Origin of the sequence: Caballeronia sp. RCC_10, from assembly GCF_041360715.1 — a bacterium.
Taxonomy (GTDB): domain Bacteria; phylum Pseudomonadota; class Gammaproteobacteria; order Burkholderiales; family Burkholderiaceae; genus Caballeronia; species Caballeronia grimmiae.
Window position 1 is genome coordinate 126,725 of the sequence record NZ_JBFUPT010000001.1, and the last position, 19,040, is coordinate 145,764.

General features: G+C 61.5%; 21 protein-coding genes. 11 read left to right on the plus strand and 10 right to left on the minus strand.

Going from position 1 to position 19,040, the window contains the following annotated elements; translation table 11 throughout:
• Positions 1-48: 48 nt before the first annotated feature.
• From hyi to lysM, 3 genes are all read left to right on the plus strand, one after another.
• Positions 49-849 carry a hydroxypyruvate isomerase gene (gene hyi, locus AB6804_RS00575; protein WP_370884811.1) on the plus strand — a complete coding sequence of 267 codons (801 nt, stop codon included), beginning with the start codon at positions 49-51 and terminating at the stop codon, positions 847-849.
• Positions 850-869: 20 nt separating this feature from the next.
• Positions 870-1,775, plus strand: coding sequence for a 2-hydroxy-3-oxopropionate reductase (locus AB6804_RS00580; protein ID WP_370884812.1), 906 nt, complete (start codon positions 870-872; stop codon positions 1,773-1,775).
• A 302-nt stretch (positions 1,776-2,077) separates the two neighbouring features.
• Positions 2,078-2,572, plus strand: a complete 495-nt coding sequence (gene lysM / locus AB6804_RS00585) for a peptidoglycan-binding protein LysM (protein ID WP_370884813.1) — start codon at positions 2,078-2,080, stop codon at positions 2,570-2,572.
• A 56-nt stretch (positions 2,573-2,628) separates the two neighbouring features.
• On the opposite strand, the gene AB6804_RS00590 is transcribed toward lysM, so the two are convergent.
• The 8 genes from AB6804_RS00590 to AB6804_RS00625 form a co-directional block, all read right to left on the minus strand.
• A complete protein-coding gene (locus AB6804_RS00590) occupies positions 2,629-2,811 on the minus strand; it encodes a hypothetical protein (RefSeq protein ID WP_370884814.1) in 183 nt (60 codons plus the stop codon).
• A gap of 125 nt (positions 2,812-2,936) precedes the next feature.
• Complete coding sequence (locus AB6804_RS00595; protein ID WP_370884815.1) at positions 2,937-3,119, minus strand: hypothetical protein; 183 nt, start codon at positions 3,117-3,119, stop codon at positions 2,937-2,939.
• Positions 3,116-4,117: an asparaginase gene (locus AB6804_RS00600; RefSeq protein WP_370884816.1), complete on the minus strand. Its 1,002-nt coding sequence runs from the start codon at positions 4,115-4,117 to the stop codon at positions 3,116-3,118. Before AB6804_RS00600 ends, AB6804_RS00595 begins: the two co-directional genes overlap by 4 nt.
• 29 nt (positions 4,118-4,146) lie before the next feature.
• Complete coding sequence (locus AB6804_RS00605; protein ID WP_370884817.1) at positions 4,147-5,073, minus strand: CysB family HTH-type transcriptional regulator; 927 nt, start codon at positions 5,071-5,073, stop codon at positions 4,147-4,149.
• A gap of 42 nt (positions 5,074-5,115) precedes the next feature.
• Positions 5,116-6,186, minus strand: a complete 1,071-nt coding sequence (locus AB6804_RS00610; RefSeq protein WP_370884818.1) for a sulfate/molybdate ABC transporter ATP-binding protein — start codon at positions 6,184-6,186, stop codon at positions 5,116-5,118.
• Between the two features lie 9 nt (positions 6,187-6,195).
• On the minus strand, positions 6,196-7,074 hold the full coding sequence (gene cysW, locus AB6804_RS00615; protein WP_370885391.1) for a sulfate ABC transporter permease subunit CysW: 879 nt from the start codon (positions 7,072-7,074) through the stop codon (positions 6,196-6,198).
• Positions 7,075-7,100: 26 nt separating this feature from the next.
• Positions 7,101-7,985: a sulfate ABC transporter permease subunit CysT gene (gene cysT, locus AB6804_RS00620; RefSeq protein WP_370884819.1), complete on the minus strand. Its 885-nt coding sequence runs from the start codon at positions 7,983-7,985 to the stop codon at positions 7,101-7,103.
• Between the two features lie 136 nt (positions 7,986-8,121).
• Positions 8,122-9,156: a sulfate ABC transporter substrate-binding protein gene (locus AB6804_RS00625; RefSeq protein WP_370884820.1), complete on the minus strand. Its 1,035-nt coding sequence runs from the start codon at positions 9,154-9,156 to the stop codon at positions 8,122-8,124.
• A gap of 244 nt (positions 9,157-9,400) precedes the next feature.
• On the opposite strand from AB6804_RS00625, the gene lexA reads away from it, so the two are divergent.
• Positions 9,401-10,069 carry a transcriptional repressor LexA gene (gene lexA / locus AB6804_RS00630; protein ID WP_370884821.1) on the plus strand — a complete coding sequence of 223 codons (669 nt, stop codon included), beginning with the start codon at positions 9,401-9,403 and terminating at the stop codon, positions 10,067-10,069.
• 113 nt (positions 10,070-10,182) lie between these two features.
• Positions 10,183-10,518 (plus strand): hypothetical protein, encoded by a 336-nt coding sequence (locus AB6804_RS00635; RefSeq protein WP_370884822.1) that lies wholly within the window; start codon positions 10,183-10,185, stop codon positions 10,516-10,518.
• A 290-nt stretch (positions 10,519-10,808) separates the two neighbouring features.
• Here the strand turns inward: AB6804_RS00635 and AB6804_RS00640 are convergent, their stop codons facing one another.
• Positions 10,809-11,702: a LysR family transcriptional regulator gene (locus AB6804_RS00640; protein WP_370884823.1), complete on the minus strand. Its 894-nt coding sequence runs from the start codon at positions 11,700-11,702 to the stop codon at positions 10,809-10,811.
• A gap of 100 nt (positions 11,703-11,802) precedes the next feature.
• Here AB6804_RS00640 and AB6804_RS00645 point away from each other — a divergent pair, with 100 nt between their 5' ends.
• The 6 genes from AB6804_RS00645 to AB6804_RS00670 all read left to right on the plus strand — a co-directional run bounded on the left by AB6804_RS00645 (position 11,803) and on the right by AB6804_RS00670 (position 17,220).
• Entirely contained in the window at positions 11,803-13,107 is a 1,305-nt protein-coding gene (locus AB6804_RS00645; RefSeq protein WP_370884824.1) for a CitMHS family transporter, read from the plus strand.
• Positions 13,108-13,116: 9 nt separating this feature from the next.
• Positions 13,117-14,475 (plus strand): acyclic terpene utilization AtuA family protein, encoded by a 1,359-nt coding sequence (locus tag AB6804_RS00650; RefSeq protein WP_370884825.1) that lies wholly within the window; start codon positions 13,117-13,119, stop codon positions 14,473-14,475.
• Positions 14,462-14,779, plus strand: a complete 318-nt coding sequence (locus AB6804_RS00655) for a hypothetical protein (protein WP_370884826.1) — start codon at positions 14,462-14,464, stop codon at positions 14,777-14,779. The genes AB6804_RS00650 and AB6804_RS00655 overlap by 14 nt, the downstream gene beginning before the upstream one ends.
• Before the next feature lie 403 nt (positions 14,780-15,182).
• The gene (locus tag AB6804_RS00660; protein WP_370884827.1) at positions 15,183-16,232 is read left to right on the plus strand and encodes a LysR family transcriptional regulator; all 1,050 of its coding nucleotides are present in this window, start codon (positions 15,183-15,185) and stop codon (positions 16,230-16,232) included.
• 96 nt (positions 16,233-16,328) lie between these two features.
• Positions 16,329-16,454, plus strand: a complete 126-nt coding sequence (locus AB6804_RS00665; RefSeq protein WP_370884828.1) for a hypothetical protein — start codon at positions 16,329-16,331, stop codon at positions 16,452-16,454.
• A gap of 106 nt (positions 16,455-16,560) precedes the next feature.
• Positions 16,561-17,220, plus strand: a complete 660-nt coding sequence (locus tag AB6804_RS00670; RefSeq protein ID WP_370884829.1) for an HD domain-containing protein — start codon at positions 16,561-16,563, stop codon at positions 17,218-17,220.
• Positions 17,221-17,564: 344 nt separating this feature from the next.
• Here the strand turns inward: AB6804_RS00670 and AB6804_RS00675 are convergent, their stop codons facing one another.
• Positions 17,565-18,899: an MFS transporter gene (locus AB6804_RS00675; protein ID WP_370884830.1), complete on the minus strand. Its 1,335-nt coding sequence runs from the start codon at positions 18,897-18,899 to the stop codon at positions 17,565-17,567.
• Positions 18,900-19,040: the final 141 nt, after the last annotated feature.

Below are 19,040 nucleotides of genomic sequence, written 5' to 3' on the forward strand. Positions count from 1 at the left end.
AAGCGCTACGCCATTGACCGACCATCAGCAAGATAATCAGGACAACACATGCCGAAATTTGCCGCGAATCTGACGATGCTGTTCACTGAAGTCCCCTTCCTCGACCGCTTCGCCGCGGCCGCGAACGCGGGCTTCAGAGCGGTCGAGTTCCTGTTCCCCTACGGTTTCTCGATCAGCGACATTCAGACGCGCCTCAAGGACAACGACCTTCAGATCGTCCTGCACAACCTTCCCGCAGGCAACTGGGAAGCGGGCGAGCGCGGCATCGCGTGCCTGCCCGATCGCGTCGCCGAGTTTCGTGAAGGCGTGCCGCGCGCGATCGAATATGCAAAGGCGCTGAAGGTGCCGCAACTGAACTGCCTCGTCGGGATTCCGGCGGCGGGCGTATCGGCGGAACAGGCGCGCGCGACGATCATCGAGAACCTGCGCTTCGCCGCCGATGCGCTGAAGCGAGAAGGCATCAGGCTGCTCGTCGAGCCGTGCAATGCGTACGACATTCCCGGCTTCGCGCTGAACCGTTCGCAGGAAGGACTGGATGTGATTCGCGCGGTCGGATCGGACAATCTGTTCCTGCAGTACGACATCTATCACATGCAGCGCATGGAAGGCGAACTGGCCGCGACCATCAGGAAGAACCTGCCGTCGATCGGGCACATTCAACTTGCCGACAACCCCGGCCGCAACGAGCCGGGCACGGGCGAAATCAACTACCCGTTCCTGTTCGGGCTGCTCGATTCGATCGGCTACCAAGGATGGATCGGCTGCGAATACAAGCCGCTCAACGGCACCGAAGCGGGCCTGGGCTGGCTGCAAAACATCGGCGGTGTCGAAGCTGCCGTTACCGCTTGAATAAAGGAGGAGCACACAGTATGGCAACGATCGGTTTCATCGGGCTCGGCATCATGGGCGCGCACATGGCGCGCAATCTTCTCAAAGGCGGCCACACGCTCGTCGTGAACGGCAAGTATCCGGTCCCCGACGATATCCGTGGGCAAACGCAAGTCGTCGCGGACTCGACGGCCGTCGCGCAAGCGAGCGAGATCGTCATCACGATGGTGCCCGACACGCCCGATGTCGCCAACGTACTCTTCGCCGACGATGGCGTCGCGCACGGCCTGACCAAGGGCAAGCTCGTGATCGACATGAGTTCGATCAGCCCGCTCGATACACAGGAGTTCGCGAAGAAGATCAACGCGCTCGGCTGCGATTATCTCGATGCGCCCGTGTCCGGCGGCGAAGTCGGCGCACGCGAAGCCACGCTGACGATCATGGTCGGCGGCCCGCAGAAGTCGTTCGACATCGCGAAGCCGCTCTTCGAACTGATGGGCAAGAACATCTCGCTCATCGGCGACAACGGCGCGGGGCAGACAACCAAGGTCGCGAACCAGATCATCGTCGCGTTGAACATCGAAGCGGTCGCGGAAGCACTGCTGTTCGCATCGCGCTCGGGCGCCGATCCCGAGCGTGTGCGCAAGGCGCTGATGGGCGGTTTCGCCTCGTCGCGCATTCTGGAAGTGCACGGCGAGCGCATGACGAAGCGCACGTTCAATCCGGGCTTCCGTATCGAGTTGCATCAGAAGGACCTGAATCTCGCGCTCGATGGCGCGCGCAAGATGGGCCTTGCCCTGCCTCATACCGCGAGCGCGCAACAGTTGTTCAGCGTGTGCGCGGCGAATGGCGGCAAGGCCTGGGATCACTCGGCGCTCGTGCGTGCGCTCGAGATCATGTCGAACTGCCAGGTGGCGGAAGAGCCGCAGCAAGCGAAGGCTGCGTGATGCTTCCCGCCTGAACCGTGGGGCGTCCCGCGTATGGGCACGCGGGACAAATGCCGCTCTGGGCTGAGGGCGGCAAGTGGGGTCCGAGAGCGGCATCCGGCGGTTGCCGGGTAAGCCTTGGTCGGTCAGACGGTTTGCCGTCGGGTGTCCGCGTCGGATTGCTGCATGAGACGTTTCATCTATGCCGCGTGCAGCGTGCGGCGTAATCCCTTGTTGAACTTCAGAACTATTTGATGCCGGGCGCGACTAACGTGCCTCTGCCTCGCAAGCGGCGCCAACTTGGTTCTTCAAGGAGTTGAACAATGGGAATCCTCAGTTTCATTAAGGAAGCAGGCGAAAAGCTGTTCGGTGCAACGACGCCGTCCGCGCAGGCCGCACCGGCGAGTGCGCCTGTCGATGTCGCCGCGCTCAATCAGAAGGCCGGCGAAGCCATTGCGACGTATATCCGCTCGCAAGGACTGAATGCCGACAATCTGCAGGTCAAGTATGACGGCGCGTCCCATACGGTCACGGTCTCGGGCCAGGCGCCCGATCAGGCCACGAAGGAAAAGATTCTGGTCGCGGCGGGCAACGTGCAGCACGTCGACAAGGTGGATGATCAGTTGACCGTGCCAAACGCTGCGCCTGAGTCGAAGTATCACACGGTCGCATCGGGTGACAATCTGTGGAAGATCGCGGAGAAATACTACGGCAGCGGTGCGAAGAACGATCTCATCTTCGAAGCCAACAAGCCGATGCTCAAGAGCCCGGACAAGATCTATCCCGGTCAGGTGCTGCGCATTCCGCCGGCTAACTGATTGCTTTTGCCGCTTGTGAATGAATGAGGAACGCGAACTTCGGTTCGCGTTTTTTCTTATTGGCGAGGGGCAGTCGCACGCAGGTTGAATGATTCGCCGTCGAACGCGTAGTAGTAAGTGCCGCGTTCGTTGCTCTCGTTGCGGCTTCCCTTGACGATCACCATGCAGCTATTCGCACGGTATTCGATCGGTTCGTCCACATCGAGCGGCCAGTCCGAAACGGTGAAAGGCAGCGGCACGATGCGCTCCGACTTTTTGTCTATTGCCGCCGCCATGACACACCCTGATCCGCAGCCCCATTCCGCCAGTACGTAAGGCCGGAGAATTCGACCGGGCCGTTCGCGGCATCCCGCAGAACGCTGCGTTATTTGCGGGTTTGCGCATCCGGGAGGTCGAGGCGGGGTGTTTTTTCGATCGACTGTACGGCGCCATCGCAGTCCTCGAAGACGGGAAGCCGTTGTGCGAGCGCAGGACTCGAAATGGCGATGAGGCCGCAAAGGGCGGGTAAGTTGGCTTCGGGCGCATGTTTAACACGGGTGTCGATCAATACCGCTCGAACACCCTCTGCAACGCCCCCGCCTCCTCCACTCCCGCGGCGAGCGCCAGCATCAACAACACGCGCGCCTTGTACGGATTAAGCGTGCCCGCGCTGACGCTGCCGAGCGCATCATCCGATGCAGCGCCGTTTCGCATGACATGCCCCGAGCCCACACGCGATGCCCGCACGACCGCGACGCCTGCCTTCACTGCATCGACGAGCGCTTGCGTCATACTTGCGTGGATCGATCCGTTCCCCGTCCCCGCCACGACGATGCCCTTCACGCCGGCCGCAACGAGCGCATCCACCGCCACCCGCGATACGCCCGCATAGCTCGTCACGATTTCGACCATCGGCCATTGCGCGCCGATTGCGAATTCGCTCGCGAGCGTATGCGGCTTCGTCACCGCGCGCTGGAACTCCACGCGTCCGTCCTGCACGAAGCCGAGCACGCCGACTTCCGGCGAGCGAAACGCATCGACGGCGTAGGTGCTCGTCTTGGTGACATCGCGTGCGCTGTGAATCTGGTTATTGAACGCGACGAGCACGCCTTGCCCCTTCGCCTGCGCGCAAGCCGCGACCGTCACCGCATTGAGCAGGTTCAACGGGCCATCGGCGGAAAGCGCGCTCGACGGACGCATCGCGGCGGTCAGCACGACAGGCTTCGCGGTCTTCACCGTCAGATGCAGCAGATACGCAGTTTCTTCCAGCGTATCGGTGCCATGCGTGACGACGATGCCCGCGATATCGTCCTGCGCGGCGAGTGCGTCGATGCGCTGCGCAAGCGTCGTCCAGAGCGCATGGCTCATGTCCTTGCTGTCGACGCTCGCGATCTGCTCCGCGTGAATGCGGGCGATGTTGCCGAGCGCGGGCACGGCGTCGAGCAGGTCGTTCACGCCGACGACGCCCGCCTTGTAGCCCGCTGTCATGGAGGCGTCGCCGGCGCGTCCGGCGATCGTGCCGCCCGTTGCGAGGACGGCGATACGAGGAAGAATGTCGGTTGTCATGCCGGCGATTGTAAATCAGCCGGCAGGCTTTACGCGGTCTCGCGCAGTTGCGCGGCGATCTGCGTTTCGTCGAGTTGCGGCGCGAACATCTCGATCAGCCGGTAAGCATAAGCACGCAAAAACGCGCCACGGCGCAAGCCGACGCGCGTCGTGCTCGCTTCGAACAGATGTTGCGTATCGAGCGCGATGAGTTCCGTATCGCGCTTCGCGTCGTAAGCCATCGCCGCCACGATGCCGATACCCATGCCCAGTTCGACATACGTCTTGATGACGTCGGCATCGATTGCAGTCAGCACGATATCGGGCATCGCGCCGGCGCTTGCGAAAGCCTGATCGACGTGAGAGCGGCCCGTGAAATCGTTGTCGTAGGTGACGATCGGATATTCCGCGATCTGCTCGAGCGTGATGTTCTCGCGCCCGACCAGCGGATGATCCTTCGGCACCACCACCGTGTGATGCCACGAATAGCACGGGAACGTGACGATGTCCGGGTAGCGGTCGAGCGCCTCGGTCGAGATGCCGATGTCCGCCTCGCCGTTGATGATCATCTGCGCGATCTGCTGTGGGCTGCCCTGACGCAGCGCAAGGTGCACCTTTGGAAATACTTCGGTGAACTGTCTAATGACTTTGGGCAACGCGTAACGAGCCTGCGTGTGCGTCGTCGCGACGACCAGATGGCCGTTGTCCTGATCGGCGAACTGGCGGGCGACGCGCCGCAGGTTTTCCGCATCGAGCAACATGCGCTCGATCAGCTGATGCACCTGCTTGCCCGGCTCGGTCAGGCCCGTCAGACGCTTGCCCCGGCGAATGAAGATATCGACGCCGAGTTCGTCTTCGAGGTCCTTGATCTGTTTCGACACGCCCGATTGCGACGTATAGAGCACGTTGGCGACTTCCGTCAGATTCATGTTCTGGCGCACCGCCTCGCGCACGAAGCGCAGTTGCTGGAAGTTCATTCTCTGCCTCTCTTGTCTGCTGTCTTTGTTCTATCTAACGCGTCATTGCGCCGGAAACACGCGCAGCGCACGAGGCACGGCGCGCACGCCATCGCCGATGTCGAGCCGCAGCGCGCGCCATGCTTCGCGGTCCAGTTCGGCTTCGAGCACGCCGCCCGTATCGCCCGCAAGCTCCACGCGCACCGAGCCGCCCAGTGTCACCACGCGCCGCACGCCGACCACGATGCCATCGGGATGCGCAACGCCCTCAGCATCGTCGGCGCGATACAGCGCGAGATCGTGCGGACGCACATAAGCAAGCGCGCGGCCGCTGAAATGCGCCTGCGTGGTGATCGCTTTCGCGGCGCCATCGGCGATGAAGCCGCTTGCATCGACGTTGCCTTGCAGACGGTTCGCCGCGCCGAGAAACTCATACACGAACGACGTCTGCGGATGATCGTACACATCCTGCGGGCTGCCGGCCTGCTCCACACGTCCATGATTCATCACGACGATGCGATCCGCCACTTCGAGCGCCTCTTCCTGATCGTGGGTAACGAATAGCGTCGAAATGTGCAGGTCGTCGTGCAGGCGGCGCAACCAGCTGCGCAGTTCCTTGCGAACCTTGGCGTCGAGCGCGCCGAACGGCTCGTCGAGCAGCAGCACTTTCGGTTCGACGGCGAGCGCACGCGCCAGCGCAATACGCTGCCGCTGACCGCCCGACAGTTCCGACGGAAACCGCTGCGCAAGCCAGTCTAGCTGCACGAGCTTCAGCAGTTCATGCACTTTCTCGCGGATGGCCGCTTCGGTCGGGCGCTCGCGGCGCGGTTTCACGCGCAAGCCGAACGCGACGTTCTCAAACACCGTCATGTGTCTGAAGAGCGCGTAGTGCTGGAACACGAAGCCCACCTGGCGATCGCGTGCGCCGACATGCGCGACGTCCTCGCCGTTCAGCAAGACCTGGCCGGCGTCGGCTTGTTCGAGGCCGGCGATCACGCGCAATAGCGTGGTCTTGCCGCATCCCGACGGCCCCAGCAGCGCGACGAGCTCGCCCGCCGGAAAATCGAGCGTGACGTTGTCGAGCGCGGTGAAATCGCCGAAACGCTTTTGCAGATTACGAACGATGATGCTCATGATGATCCTTTAGTTCTGTGCGCTTTTTCTGGCTTCGACGAGCGACTGCGACATGCGCCGCTCCGCGATGAGCTTCAGCCCGAGCGTGACGAGCGCGAGCAAGGCCAGCAGCGACGCCACCGCAAACGCGGCCGAAAAGTTGTATTCGTTATAGAGAATCTCGACGTGCAGCGGCATCGTGTCCGTCTGTCCGCGAATATGACCCGACACCACCGACACCGCGCCGAACTCGCCCATCGCACGCGCGTTGCAGAGAATCACGCCATAGAGCAAGCCCCACTTCACGTTCGGCAGCGTCACGCGCCGGAAAATCTGCCAGCCCGATGCGCCCAGAACGTGCGCGGCTTCCTCTTCGTCGTTGCCTTGCGCCTGCATCAGCGGAATAAGTTCGCGGGCGACGAACGGGAACGTGACGAAGATCGTTGCGAGCACGATGCCCGGCACTGCGAAGATGATCTGCACGTCATGCGATGCGAGCCACGGCCCGAACCAGCCTTGCGCGCCGAACATCAGCACGTAGATGAGACCGGAGATGACCGGCGACACCGAAAACGGCAGGTCGATGAGCGTCGTCAGAAGCGCCTTGCCGCGAAACTCGAACTTCGCGATGGCCCACGACGCCGCCAGGCCGAACACCAGATTCAGCGGCACGGCGATCGCGGCGGTCATCAGCGTGAGCTTGATCGCGGACCACGCGTCCGGGTCTTTCAGCGACTCGAAGTAATAGTCGATGCCCTTCGCGAACGCCTGTGCGAACACGGCGACGAGCGGCACGACGAGAAACAGCGCGAGAAACACGAGCGCGATGGCGATGAGCAGCCAGCGTATCGCGCGTGGCTCCGTTACCGGATTGAGCGTATGGACTTCGCGTTGCGCGGCGGTGTGCATCGCAATGGCCTTGCTGTCGGGCGTGCTCATGCGCGGCCTCCCTCTACCTGCAGCGTCGGGGCCGGCGGCGCGACCGTCCTGCTCGTGCGCCTTTGCAGGAACCATTGCAGCGTATTGATGAACAGCAGCATCAGGAACGACACGCACAGCATCACGACCGCGAGCGCCGTCGCGCCGGCATAGTCGTACTGTTCGAGCTTCGTGATGATGAGCAGCGACGTGATCTCCGACTTCATCGGCACGTTGCCGGCGATGAAAATAACCGATCCGTATTCGCCGAGCGCACGCGCGAACGCCAGCGCAAAGCCCGTCAGCAACGCGGGGAAAATCGATGGCAGCACGACCCGGCGAAACGTCAGCCAGCGCGTCGCGCCGAGACACGCGGCGGCCTCTTCCTGTTCGCGCTCGAACTCTTCGAGGACCGGCTGCACCGTGCGCACGACGAACGGCAAGCCGATGAACGTCAGCGCGACCAGCACGCCGAGTGGCGTGAACGCGACCTTGATGCCGAGCGGCGCGAGAAATTGCCCGATCCAGCCGTTGCCCGCGTACACGGCCGCGAGCGAGATGCCCGCGACGGAAGTCGGCAACGCGAACGGCAGATCGACGATGGCATCGACGATACGCTTGAACGGGAACGTATAGCGCACCAGCACCCACGCGACGAGAAAGCCGAATACCGCATTGATCAGCGCCCCGCCGAGCGCGGCGAAGAACGTCAGCCGGTACGACGCCAGCACGCGCGGCGACGTGACCGCGCGCACGAATTGCGCCCAGTCGAGCGTCGCTGTCTTGGCAAAGGTGGCTGCAAGCGGTATGAGCACGACAAGGCTCAGATACGCGAGCGTAATGCCGAGCGTCAGGCCGAAGCCCGGCAGCGCGCTTGGCTTGCGCAGGTTGAAAGTGCTCATGCGTGAATCATCCTGTTCCAGTGCGCCGGGGCGGGCGCTCGTTGCTGCATGTGCGTACAGCGGCGTCATGGCGCGCCGCTTGTCGTCGCTTCAATCGGCTCGATGCTCCATCATCGAGCCGCCCTGCTCGTTGCTGTTACTGCGGCTGGTAGATCGAATCGAACACGCCGCCATCCGCGAAGTGCGTCTTTTGCGCCTTCGTCCAGCCGCCGAAGGTATCGTCGATGCTGTAGAGCTTCAGCTTCGGAAACTGCTTGGTGAGATCGGACGGGACCGTTTTCGAGCGCGGACGATAAAAGTTGCGTGCCGCGATCTGCTGACCTTCGTCGCTATACAGATACTTCAGATACGCCTCGGCGAGCTTGCGCGTGCCGTGCTTGTCGACGACCTTGTCGACCACCGCGACCGGCGGCTCGGCCAGAATGCTCACCGACGGCACGACGATTTCGAACTTTTCCGGGCCGAACTCCTTGAGCGACAGGAACGCCTCGTTCTCCCACGCGATCAGCACGTCGCCCTGCCCGCGCTGCACGAAGCTCGTCGTCGCGCCGCGAGCGCCCGAATCGAGCACGCCCGCGTTCTTGTAGAGCTTCGAGACGAAGTCCTTCGCGCTCTGCTCATTGCCGCCCGGCTTGTGCTGCGCATACGCCCACGCGGCCAGATAGTTCCAGCGTGCGCCGCCCGAGGTCTTGGGGTTCGGCGTGACGATCGAGACGCCCTGCTTCGTCAGATCGTCCCAGTCCTTGATGTGCTTCGGATTACCCTTGCGCACGAGAAACACGATCGTCGATGTGTACGGCGACGCATTGTCAGGCAGGCGCTTTTGCCAGTCGCCGTTGACGAGTCCCTTGCCGGCGAGCGCGTCGATGTCGTAGGCCAGTGCGAGCGTGACGACATCGGCCTGAAGGCCATCGAGAACCGCGCGTGCCTGGCCGCCGGAACCGCCATGCGACTGCTTGAACGTGACGGTCTCGCCCGTCTCCGCCTTCCACTTCTTCGCAAACGCCTGATTGAAATCCTGATATAGCTCGCGCGTCGGATCGTATGACACGTTCAGAAACGCGGTCTGAGCATGCGCGTGGACGCTGATGGCCGCCGTCGCCGCTGTGACCGCGAACGCCGCGAAGAGCTTTCTTGCCTTGGTCCCCAATCCCGCCTTCGTGCTTTGCATTCCCCGTTCTCCGTCTTATCCATTGACGGAATCAGTCTATCGGCGCGGCTATATGATTAGAAATAATCGTTTCTCATCTTTTTATATGGAATCGTGCTAACGGCGCCGCCTTGCCTGCGTTCCGGCAGCGAAGGCCGATTCCGGGCGCTTCCGCGACGAAGTTAAAGTAATGCTTGAAAAGCGCGAAATACTGTATAAAAATACAGTCATCTGTTCATCAATACAGCGCAGCAGGGGCCAGCCAGTGACTAGAACTTCAAAACTTACCGCTCGCCAGCAGGAAGTCTTCGAACTCTTGCAGCGCGCCATCGAGCGCACCGGCTTCCCGCCCACCCGCGCGGAGATTGCCGCGGAGCTTGGCTTCAGTTCGGCCAATTCCGCCGAGGAGCATCTTCGGGCGCTGGCGCGCAAAGGCGTGATCGAACTGGCGGCGGGATCGTCGCGCGGCATCCGGTTGATTGGCGAGACCGTGCAACCGGACGAGCTGCCGCATCAGTTCACATTGCCGCATCCGAGCATCATGCAGTTGTCGCTGCCGCTCGTCGGCCGGGTCGCAGCCGGCAGTCCGATCCTCGCGCAAGAGCACATCTCGCAGCATTACGCGTGCGACCCGGCGCTCTTTTCCAGCAAGCCGGACTATTTGTTGAAGGTGCGCGGGCTGTCCATGCGCGACGCCGGCATTCTCGATGGCGACCTGCTCGCGGTGCAGAAGCGCACGGAAGCGAAGGACGGGCAGATCGTGGTTGCGCGTCTGGGCGACGACGTCACCGTCAAGCGCTGGAAGCGTCATACGGACGGCGTCGAACTCATCGCGGAGAACCCGGACTACGAGAACATCTTCGTGCGCTCCGGCAGCGGTGAATTCGCGCTCGAAGGCATTGCGGTCGGTCTGATCCGCTCGGGCGAGTTCTAGCGCGCCCGCTTCATCCCACGTCACGCACGACGCGGCGCGTTTCGAGTACATCAAAGCATGACGGCAGCCGTTCGCGGCTCGCCGCGGTGCGTCCTATCGCCTGGAGAGTCATCATGGAACGTTTTGCCCGTTTGTTGCCCTTCCGCCAGTTTGGCCGCCTGCGTCATCTGCGTGCATTGATTCCCTGCGGCGTCGCGGCGCGTCCGCATACCGAAGCCACGCGCGATCTGTTCGATGAAATGCCGGTGCTGCCGTCTCTCCAGCCGGCGTTCGCCCGCGTGTCGCTCGTGAAGACGGTTCATGCGGAACCGGCGCAGCGCGCGCCGGTGCGGGTGTATCGCAGCGAATCGCGGGTCATCATGGTCGGCAAGATCAGCGAGGTGTCGCGCATGCTCGACCGCTGCATTGACGAAGAACGCGCGGGCGTCGCGGGCGGTTTTCCGGCGTGAGCGTCGCGGGTTGACCGGACGGCGGCTTCGGGATGGTTCTCGCGCCGGCGTGGTCAATCCGGGTTTGAACGACGCTCGTCGCCTAGAGGGTTATGCGAAAACTGTCACTTATCTTTGGTCGTGAGGGCAGTCAATGACGGCCTACGCCGGTGTTAGGGAAATCCATCGCGTCATGCCTCTGCAACTCATCTGCTGAAGTCAGCCAAAGATGTCCGAACCATCCAATTGTTACTTGGCTATTCGGCCTGGCGACTACTTAAGTCTCAGCCCGACGCGAAGCCGCAACTCGCTCACCGCGCCCTAACGCTCTGACGCATCAGTTGCACAAACTTGTCGGTGATCGACGGCAACGTTCTGCCTCGTTTCTTGACGATCGCAATCGACCGCACGAACGCTGGATCGTTGATCTCTTTGCTGACGAGCCCAGGCTCGGCGCGCACTTCTCGCGCGGTCTCGGGCAGGATCGTCACGCCCAGGCCCGCGCGCACCATCGCGACGGCGGTCATCATATACGTGGGTTCGCACGCAATATCGAGCGACCCGCTCCACTGGCTAAGCGCGGCATCGACAACCGCGCGCACGCTTGTTCCCGGTGCGGTGAGCACGAGCGGAACCTGCTCGAGATCGCTCACGCCGATCAGACTCATGCTCGCGAACGGATGCGCGCCCGGACAAACGACGACGAGCCGGTCCACACCGGCATGCAGCACTTCGAGCATCGGGTCGAGCACGTCACCCCCGGTGAGCCCGATATCAACTTCCTCCTCGCGCACCAGCGCGTTGACGGTGCTCGCCACGACATCGTGAATCTGGAACGTGACGCGCGGCACATCGTGTTTCATGCCGATGATCAGTTCGGGCAACGCGCTCGCCGCAAACGTGGGCAGGCACGCGATGCGGATCGTGCCGCTCTCGCCTTCGCCCAGTGCGCGGGCGTCGCGCAGCACGTTTTCCATGTCGCGCAAAGATTTGCGCAGGAGCGGCAAAAGCTCGCGGCCCGTCGTCGTCAGAGCGACATTGCGGCTGTTGCGATCGAACAGGCGCGCGCCGACCGCTTCTTCCAGGCGCCGTATCTGCACAGTGAGGGCGGGTTGCGACAAATGCAGCCGCTCGGCCGCCCGCGTGAAGCTTCCCGCCTCGGCGACGGCGACGAGCGCGCGAATGTCGCGAAGATTGAGATCCATTATGGTTCGTGATAGCTGCAATCAAATCATTTCAATTGTGTGATCGCTGCTTGGAACTTACTCTGGGCCTCATCAAAAAACAAGATTCGGAGACAGACACATGCTGCCGTTGCTCGGCCTCGCCACCATCGTCGTCCTGCTCGGGGCGATTCTTTCCAAACGCATGTCGCCGCTCGTGGCGCTGATCATCGTGCCGATCGCGGCGTCGCTGATCGGCGGATTCGGATTGCAGACGAGCAAGTTCGTCATCGACGGATTGAAGAGCCTCGCGCCTGTCGTCGGCATGTTCGTGTTTGCGATCCTCTATTTCGGCACGATTACGGATGCGGGCACGCTCGATCCGATCATCGACCGCATCCTGCGCGCGGTGGGCACGAAACCGACGCGCATCGTGATGGGCACGACGCTGCTCGCGCTCCTCATCCACCTCGACGGCTCCGGCGCGGTGTGTTTTCTCGTGACGATCCCCGCGATGTTGCCACTCTACGAACGCCTGAACATGGACAAGCGCGTGCTCGCCGCTGCGGTGTCGATGGCGGCGGGCATCAACTTTCTGCCATGGACGGGACCGATGATCCGCGCATCGGCGTCGCTGCATCTGCCGATTTCATCGCTCTTCAACCCGCTCATTCCGGTGCAGGCAATCGGCCTTGTGTTCGTGTTCAGCATGGCGTGGTGGCTCGGCCGCCGCGAGGAAAAGCGCCTCGGCTATTCGAGCGCGACCGGTTCGATTCCGATGCCCGAACGTAAGCTCACGCCCGAGGAAGAAGCGCTGCGCCGCCCGAAGAACTTCTGGTTCAACATCGTGCTGACGATCGTCGTGCTTGGCACGATGGTCGTCATGGGCGAGAAGATTCCGCCCGCGATCATGTTCATGGTCGGACTGTGCATCGCGCTGATGGTGAATTACCCGAATGTCGACATGCAGAGAAAGCGCATCGATGCGCACGCGCGCGCCGCGCTGATGATGGCCGGCATTCTGCTCGCGGCCGGCGTGTTCACCGGCATCATGCAGGGCACCGGCATGCTGAAGGCGATGGCGCAGGCAGCCGTCGGCTTCGTGCCGCCCGCGCTTGCCGGGCACATTCCGGTCGCGCTTGGTCTGCTGTCGATGCCTCTGTCGATGCTCTTCGATCCCGATTCGTTCTATTTCGGCGTGCTGCCCGTGGTCGCCGAAGTTGCGTCGCAGCTCGGCGTGGCGCCGGTGCATGTCGGCCAGGCCGCGCTGCTCGGCCAGATGACGACCGGCTTTCCCGTGAGCCCGCTCACACCCGCGACGTTTCTCGTCGTCGGACTGTGCGGCATCGAGCTCGCGGATCACCAGAAATTCACGTTCCCGCTGCTGTTCGGCGCGTCGATCGTCATGACGATCGCGTGCGTCGTGCTGGGCGTGTTTCCGCTGTAAGGACGAACCATGAAAGACACCATCAGAATCGGCGCGGGCGCGGGTTATTCGGGCGATCGCATCGAGCCTGCGGTCGAACTGGCCGAACACGGCGCGCTCGACTATCTCGTGTTCGAATGCCTTGCCGAACGCACGATCGCTATCGCCCAGCAGGCGCGCCGCAACAATCCCGATCTCGGTTACGACCCGCTGCTCGAAGCGCGCATGCGCGCAGTGCTGCCCGTCGCGGTGAAAAACGGCGTGCGCATCATCTCGAACATGGGCGCGGCCAATCCTCGTTCGGCTGCGCGCAAAACCGCGCAGATCGCCCGCGAACTCGGGCTCGATGGCCTCAAGATCGCCGCGGTCACCGGCGATGACGTGCTGGACGTCGTCCTGCGCTCGAACCTGCGCTTCGAGGAATCGGGCGACGAGGTTGACGCGTATGCACAACGCATCGTATCGGCCAATGCGTATCTCGGCGCAGCGCCTATCGTCGGCGCGCTTGCAGCGGGCGCGGATATCGTGTTGACGGGGCGCGTCGCGGACCCGTCGTTGTTCACGGCGCCGCTCATCCACGAATTCGGCTGGAAGATGGACGACTGGAACACGCTCGGGCAGGCGACGGTGGTCGGGCATCTGCTTGAATGCGCGGGACAGGTGACGGGCGGCTACTTCGCCGATCCCGGTTACAAGGATGTCGGCAATCTCGCGCGGCTCGGATTTCCGGTCGGAGAGGTGAGCGCGGATGGTTCGATCATCGTCACCAAGGTGCCACATGCGGGCGGCGCCGTGACCGAGGCGACGTGCAAGGAACAACTGCTCTACGAGATTCACGATCCGGCGCGCTACTACCAGCCTGACGTCGTTGCGGACTTTACGCAGGTGCGCGTGAGGCAGGAGGCGCAAGACCGCGTGCGCGTCTCGGGCGGGCGCGGCAATGCGCGCACCGACACGCTCAAAGTATCCGTCGCCTATGCCGACGGCTTCATCGGTGAAGGCCAGATTTCCTATGGCGGACAGGGCGCGGTGGCGCGCGCGAGGCTCGCGCTCGATATCGTGCGTGAACGTCTCGCGATCACGGGCGTCGACACCAGCGAACTGCGTTTCGACCTGATCGGCGTGAACGCGCTCTATGGCGATGCGCTAGCGTCCGGCAAAGACGATCCTTTTGAAGTCCGCGTGCGCGTCGCTGGGCGGACGTCGAACGCAACGGAGGCGGCGCGCATCGGCAACGAAGTCGAAACGCTCTATACCAACGGTCCGGCGGGCGGCGGCGGCGTGACCAGGAACACGCGCGAAGTCATCGCGGTGCAATCCGTGCTGCTCTCGCGCGAGCATGTGAATCCCGTTTTCGAATTCGTGGAGGCCAACGATGAAACTGCGTGAACTGGCGCATGGCCGCACCGGCGACAAGGGCAACACGCTGAATGTCTCGGTGATCTGTTTCGATCAGAAACACTACGCGCATCTGCGCAAGCATTTGACGCCCGAGCGCGTGAAGGCGCATCTCGCCGAGGTCGTCAAAGGCGATGTCGTGCGCTACGAACTGCCGCTTCTGCATGCCTTCAATTTCGTGCTGGGACATGCGCTGGGCGGCGGCGTCACGCGTTCGCTCGCGCTCGACGCACACGGCAAGTCGGTGAGCGCGGCGCTACTCGATATCGACATCGGGGAGCCTGTCGCGGATTGAGTCGCGTCGGCGGTCGCAAAAAGGGGATTCCGCAGGCTTTGGTCGTTTCTTTGCGTATGCTTTTGATGGCACTCATTCTTGAGTGATGGCGAGCGCTCGCGGATGCAATCCCGGACTCACCCCGTCTATGGCGGGCGCGCCAAATATCCGCCTTAGCATCGGCAATCACCGGCCCGTTATAGACACGTCCCGTGCCTATGCGATTGCTCCGCGCTTGCCGCCGTTCTAATGAACGGATCAGAAGCGGTATAGCACGCCAATCCAATAAGGTTAAGTACATGCTTTGATTGCGCCACGATCGCGACCAGAGCACCGCCCTTCTTCGATATCGCCGCGTGCTTGTGGCTGAAGCATTGTCTTCGCCGCTTTGAATTGGCTATTCCCGATAAGCACACGCAGGGCCATGATGTCATTGAGTGTGCGTGAATCGCACGAACCTGCTGACGCAAAAGCCGCTATCGAAATGAGTAACCTTGATCTCAACTTGCTCCGCGTCTTCGATGCGGTCCTCCGCGAGCGGAACGTGCTTCGTGCCAGCGAGGCAATCAATTTGAGCCCTTCCGCAGTCAGTCATGCGCTATCGCGGCTGCGAGGGTTTTTCAACGATGACTTGTTCGTACGAACGGTCGCCGGAATGGAGCCGACCACTCGGGCGCTCGAGATGGCTCCGCTAGTACGAGATGCCCTCGTTATCATCGACCGTGCAGTGGGACCGAAGCATTTCGACCCGGCCAGCACCGACAGACAGTTCTGCATAGCGGCGACGGACTACCTGACCGCCGTGGTATTGCCGCCGTTCTTCCGTGCGACGTCGATTGCAGCACCGCGGGCGAGTGCTACGGTCTTGCCAGCGAGCAGGATCGATCTGACCACGCAGATCGATATCGGCCGCGTAGAGATTGCACTGGGATCGTTTTCTAACGTGCCGCCTCGTATTCACGAACAGACGTTGTTTGAAGAAAGGGACGTGTTGGTTATCGCGTCGGACCACCCTCTTGCGGGACGAAAAATTCGCTTGAAGGATCTTGCTAACTTGCCTTTGCTGGTTGTATCGACCGGAGGGACCGACGATGGCTTCCTGTCCGAGCGAGGATTGACTCGCAGGACTGAGATGTTCGACCGCGCTGAGGTGGAGGCAGCATATGAATCGATTGGCGAGAGGCCGCAGTTCAAGATCGTTCAACCTCACTTTCTCGCTATCCCCTCGCTCTTAGCCGGTACCCCGGCTGCGGCAATAGTTCCTGCGTCGCTTGCAAGGCTTTTTAGTCAGGCGGGGACGGTGTACTCAGCAGAACTGCCATGGAAGACGACCACGCGAGCCTTGCAGATGATCTGGCACGAGCGTCACACTCACGATCAGGGTCATACATGGCTGCGAACGATGTTGGCAGACGCGGCGCGGCATATGGCGATCACCGACGCACCGCGGGTCAGGGGCAAGTCACACCGGTGAACTGCACGTCATGCATTCTGGTTTGGCAAAAAATGCACTTCCTCGACGATAGCTGTCGCTGTAGCCTTTATCCAAGCATCCGACGAAGGCTATCCAATGTTCACCGACGACATTGAAGCGACCTATGAACTGACCGACGTGGAAAGGGTCATGGTGAGTCGATTCGTCGAGCGACACATGAGCGACTATCACTGGCTTGAACGAGAAGCGGCTCGCTCGTGAGGTGATTTCTTTGCCGCTGTCGAATAGCGTGGCACCAACAATCATTCATTTCCCAGAGCTGAAAGTCGGTGCTGTCAAACCGTCCGCTCACTGATTACCGTACCCGATGAAACAACACAGACTTTTGCCGACGAACGAAACCCTCGGCATCGTGATTCCCGACAGCCAGTTAGCGCGTGAGGCGACCGAACTCATTCGCGACACCGAAAGCGAATTGCTGTTCCACCACTCAACGCGCGTGTATCTTTGGGGCGCTCTACTCGGTAAGCGAAAGAACCTCGCCTTCGACGAAGAGTTGCTTTACGTCGCGGCCATGTTTCACGATGTCGGCCTGACGTCCGTCTATCGCGAAAGCCAGCTTCGCTTCGAGGTCGATGGCGCGAACGCCGCCCGTGATTTTTTACGAAGCCATCACATCGGCGAGGCGGAAGTACAGAAGGTCTGGACGGCTATTGCGCTGCACACGACGCCGGGTATTCCCGAGCACATGCATCCGGAAGTTGCGCTCGTCCAGGCGGGTGCCGGGATGGACGTGGCGGGAAGAGGCTTCGAAGGATTCACAGAAGAACAACGAGCGGCGGTCCTTGCATCCTATCCGCGCGGCACCGCTTTCGCGAGCAAGATGATCGATGCCTTTTACGAGGGCATGAAGCATCGCCCGGGCACCACGTTCGGCACCTTTAACGATGACTTCCTTGCGTACAAGGATCCTGGCTTCGTAAGAGCCGACCTGTGCAGCATCATCTTGAACACGAGCTGGGGCTGACAACCCAGCGTCCGGCTTATCAGCACGAGATGGTGATCTGGCTGCGGCGAAAAGCCGACGCGTGTCGGGCGGCTCCAACCCAGCGTCTGTTTCATCCGTAGCAACGGCCATTACCCAGTCGGCAGGCCATGCAGAAAGCCGTCAGGTTCTCAGCTCTAAAACGGTCGACGAGCGATTGGCGCGCGACAACTGAGGGACAACGCCCTCAGTCCCCTGCCCTTGTCGCGCCGAATGTAAAGCAAGGCGATGGCACGTCGACCAGCCGTCCCGCGTATCAGTGAAGGTACGACCCTCCCGGCCTTAGCTCAACGTGCGCGACGACTACGCGATGAACAGGCCGTCAGTCAATGAGTTGATTCGGGCTGCGCAAGACCTGTCGTGCCGACCGCCGGCGCCTGTTTGATGAAGAGCGTAACAACGGCGCCAACGAGTGCACAGCCTCCAAGCACCAGTAGTCCGGTAGTGAAGTTACCAGTCAGATCCTTCAGATAGCCCATCACGTATGGACCGACAAAACCCGAGAGATTTCCGACCGAATTTATCGCCGCGATCCCACCGGCCGCTGACGCGCCGGTAAGAAACGCTGTCGGGATGGGCCAAAGTAGCGGCGGCATAGCCGAGCAGCCGATCTGACCAACGCACAGCAGGGCAAGCACCAGAACCGGCGCACTCACCAGGCCGGCCCCGCCGACGCCTAGTCCGGCCAGCAACAATGCGAAGGCAACATGCTCGCGGCGCTTGAGCGTGCGGTCGGAATTTCGGCAGAGAAGCACCATGCCGATTGCGCCAAAGACGAACGGTACGGCAGCCAGAACTCCGGTTTCAAAGTTGCTGGCGCCGAAGCCCTTGACGATCGTCGGCAGAAAGAACGCTACGCCGTAGTTAGCCGCGTTCAAGCAGAAGTAGACAAACGAACAAATGAGCATCCGCGGATCACTGACGAACACTTTGATCCCGATATGTCCGTGTCCGGCGGAAAGCTTGCTTTGTTTTTCCTGCTCGATGGATTTCTCGAGCCAGTTAATCTCATCCTTTTGGAGCCATGCGGCTTGAGATGGGCGGTCCGTCAAATAGAACACCACGACGAGCGCCAGCACCATCGAGGGCAGCGCCTCCAGAATGAACAGCCACTGCCATCCATGCAGGCCCGCAGCAGAAATGTTCAGCAAGGCGCCGGAGATGGGCGCTCCAACCACCGACGAAAACGGAATCGCCAGCATGAAAAACGCCACGACTCGCGCTCGATACACCGCTGGAAACCACAGCGTCAGATAGAAGATGACTCCCGGATAGAAGCCCGCCTCGCAGACCCCAAGGAGGAAACGAAGCGTATAGAAGGTCGTTTTATTCGAGACGCCGATGGTGTCTGAGATCGGCTGGATGAACGCGAATAGCAACGAGATAACGCCCCACGACAGCATGATTCTGGCGATCCACAGCCGGGCGCCGAATCTGTGCAGCGCGAGGTTCGACGGAACTTCCAGGAAGAAATAGGCGATGAAGAACAGCCCTGCGCCAAATGCGTACACAGTGTCGCTCAATCCTAGCGCAGCATTCATCTGAAGCTTCGCGAACCCGACATTGACGCGGTCCAGATACGCGACGAAGTAGCAAAGCATGAGGAACGGCACTAGCCGCACCATGACCTTCTTGATCGTTCGGGCTTCAATATCATTCACAGCTATCTGTCTCCCAATTCATGCAGCGCGCTAATGAGCAAGAACCTGCTCTCCGAGTCTCTCCGAACCGCTTCCACGTCTTTCTGTAGACGTATTCAACGCCGCCGTGATGTTTGATGTGTGATCACAACGCGAAGTTAG

Excerpts from the sequence above, each read along its gene's own strand:
- hyi (WP_370884811.1), top strand. The coding sequence starts at position 49 with ATGCCGAAATTTGCCGCGAATCTGACGATGCTGTTCACTGAAGTCCCC.
- AB6804_RS00580 (WP_370884812.1), top strand. The coding sequence starts at position 870 with ATGGCAACGATCGGTTTCATCGGGCTCGGCATCATGGGCGCGCACATG.
- lysM (WP_370884813.1), top strand. The coding sequence starts at position 2,078 with ATGGGAATCCTCAGTTTCATTAAGGAAGCAGGCGAAAAGCTGTTCGGT.
- AB6804_RS00600 (WP_370884816.1), bottom strand. The coding sequence starts at position 4,117 with ATGACAACCGACATTCTTCCTCGTATCGCCGTCCTCGCAACGGGCGGC.
- AB6804_RS00605 (WP_370884817.1), bottom strand. The coding sequence starts at position 5,073 with ATGAACTTCCAGCAACTGCGCTTCGTGCGCGAGGCGGTGCGCCAGAAC.
- AB6804_RS00610 (WP_370884818.1), bottom strand. The coding sequence starts at position 6,186 with ATGAGCATCATCGTTCGTAATCTGCAAAAGCGTTTCGGCGATTTCACC.
- cysW (WP_370885391.1), bottom strand. The coding sequence starts at position 7,074 with ATGCACACCGCCGCGCAACGCGAAGTCCATACGCTCAATCCGGTAACG.
- cysT (WP_370884819.1), bottom strand. The coding sequence starts at position 7,985 with ATGAGCACTTTCAACCTGCGCAAGCCAAGCGCGCTGCCGGGCTTCGGC.
- AB6804_RS00625 (WP_370884820.1), bottom strand. The coding sequence starts at position 9,156 with ATGCAAAGCACGAAGGCGGGATTGGGGACCAAGGCAAGAAAGCTCTTC.
- AB6804_RS00635 (WP_370884822.1), top strand. The coding sequence starts at position 10,183 with ATGGAACGTTTTGCCCGTTTGTTGCCCTTCCGCCAGTTTGGCCGCCTG.
- AB6804_RS00640 (WP_370884823.1), bottom strand. The coding sequence starts at position 11,702 with ATGGATCTCAATCTTCGCGACATTCGCGCGCTCGTCGCCGTCGCCGAG.
- AB6804_RS00645 (WP_370884824.1), top strand. The coding sequence starts at position 11,803 with ATGCTGCCGTTGCTCGGCCTCGCCACCATCGTCGTCCTGCTCGGGGCG.
- AB6804_RS00650 (WP_370884825.1), top strand. The coding sequence starts at position 13,117 with ATGAAAGACACCATCAGAATCGGCGCGGGCGCGGGTTATTCGGGCGAT.
- AB6804_RS00655 (WP_370884826.1), top strand. The coding sequence starts at position 14,462 with ATGAAACTGCGTGAACTGGCGCATGGCCGCACCGGCGACAAGGGCAAC.
- AB6804_RS00660 (WP_370884827.1), top strand. The coding sequence starts at position 15,183 with ATGATGTCATTGAGTGTGCGTGAATCGCACGAACCTGCTGACGCAAAA.
- AB6804_RS00665 (WP_370884828.1), top strand. The coding sequence starts at position 16,329 with ATGTTCACCGACGACATTGAAGCGACCTATGAACTGACCGACGTGGAA.
- AB6804_RS00670 (WP_370884829.1), top strand. The coding sequence starts at position 16,561 with ATGAAACAACACAGACTTTTGCCGACGAACGAAACCCTCGGCATCGTG.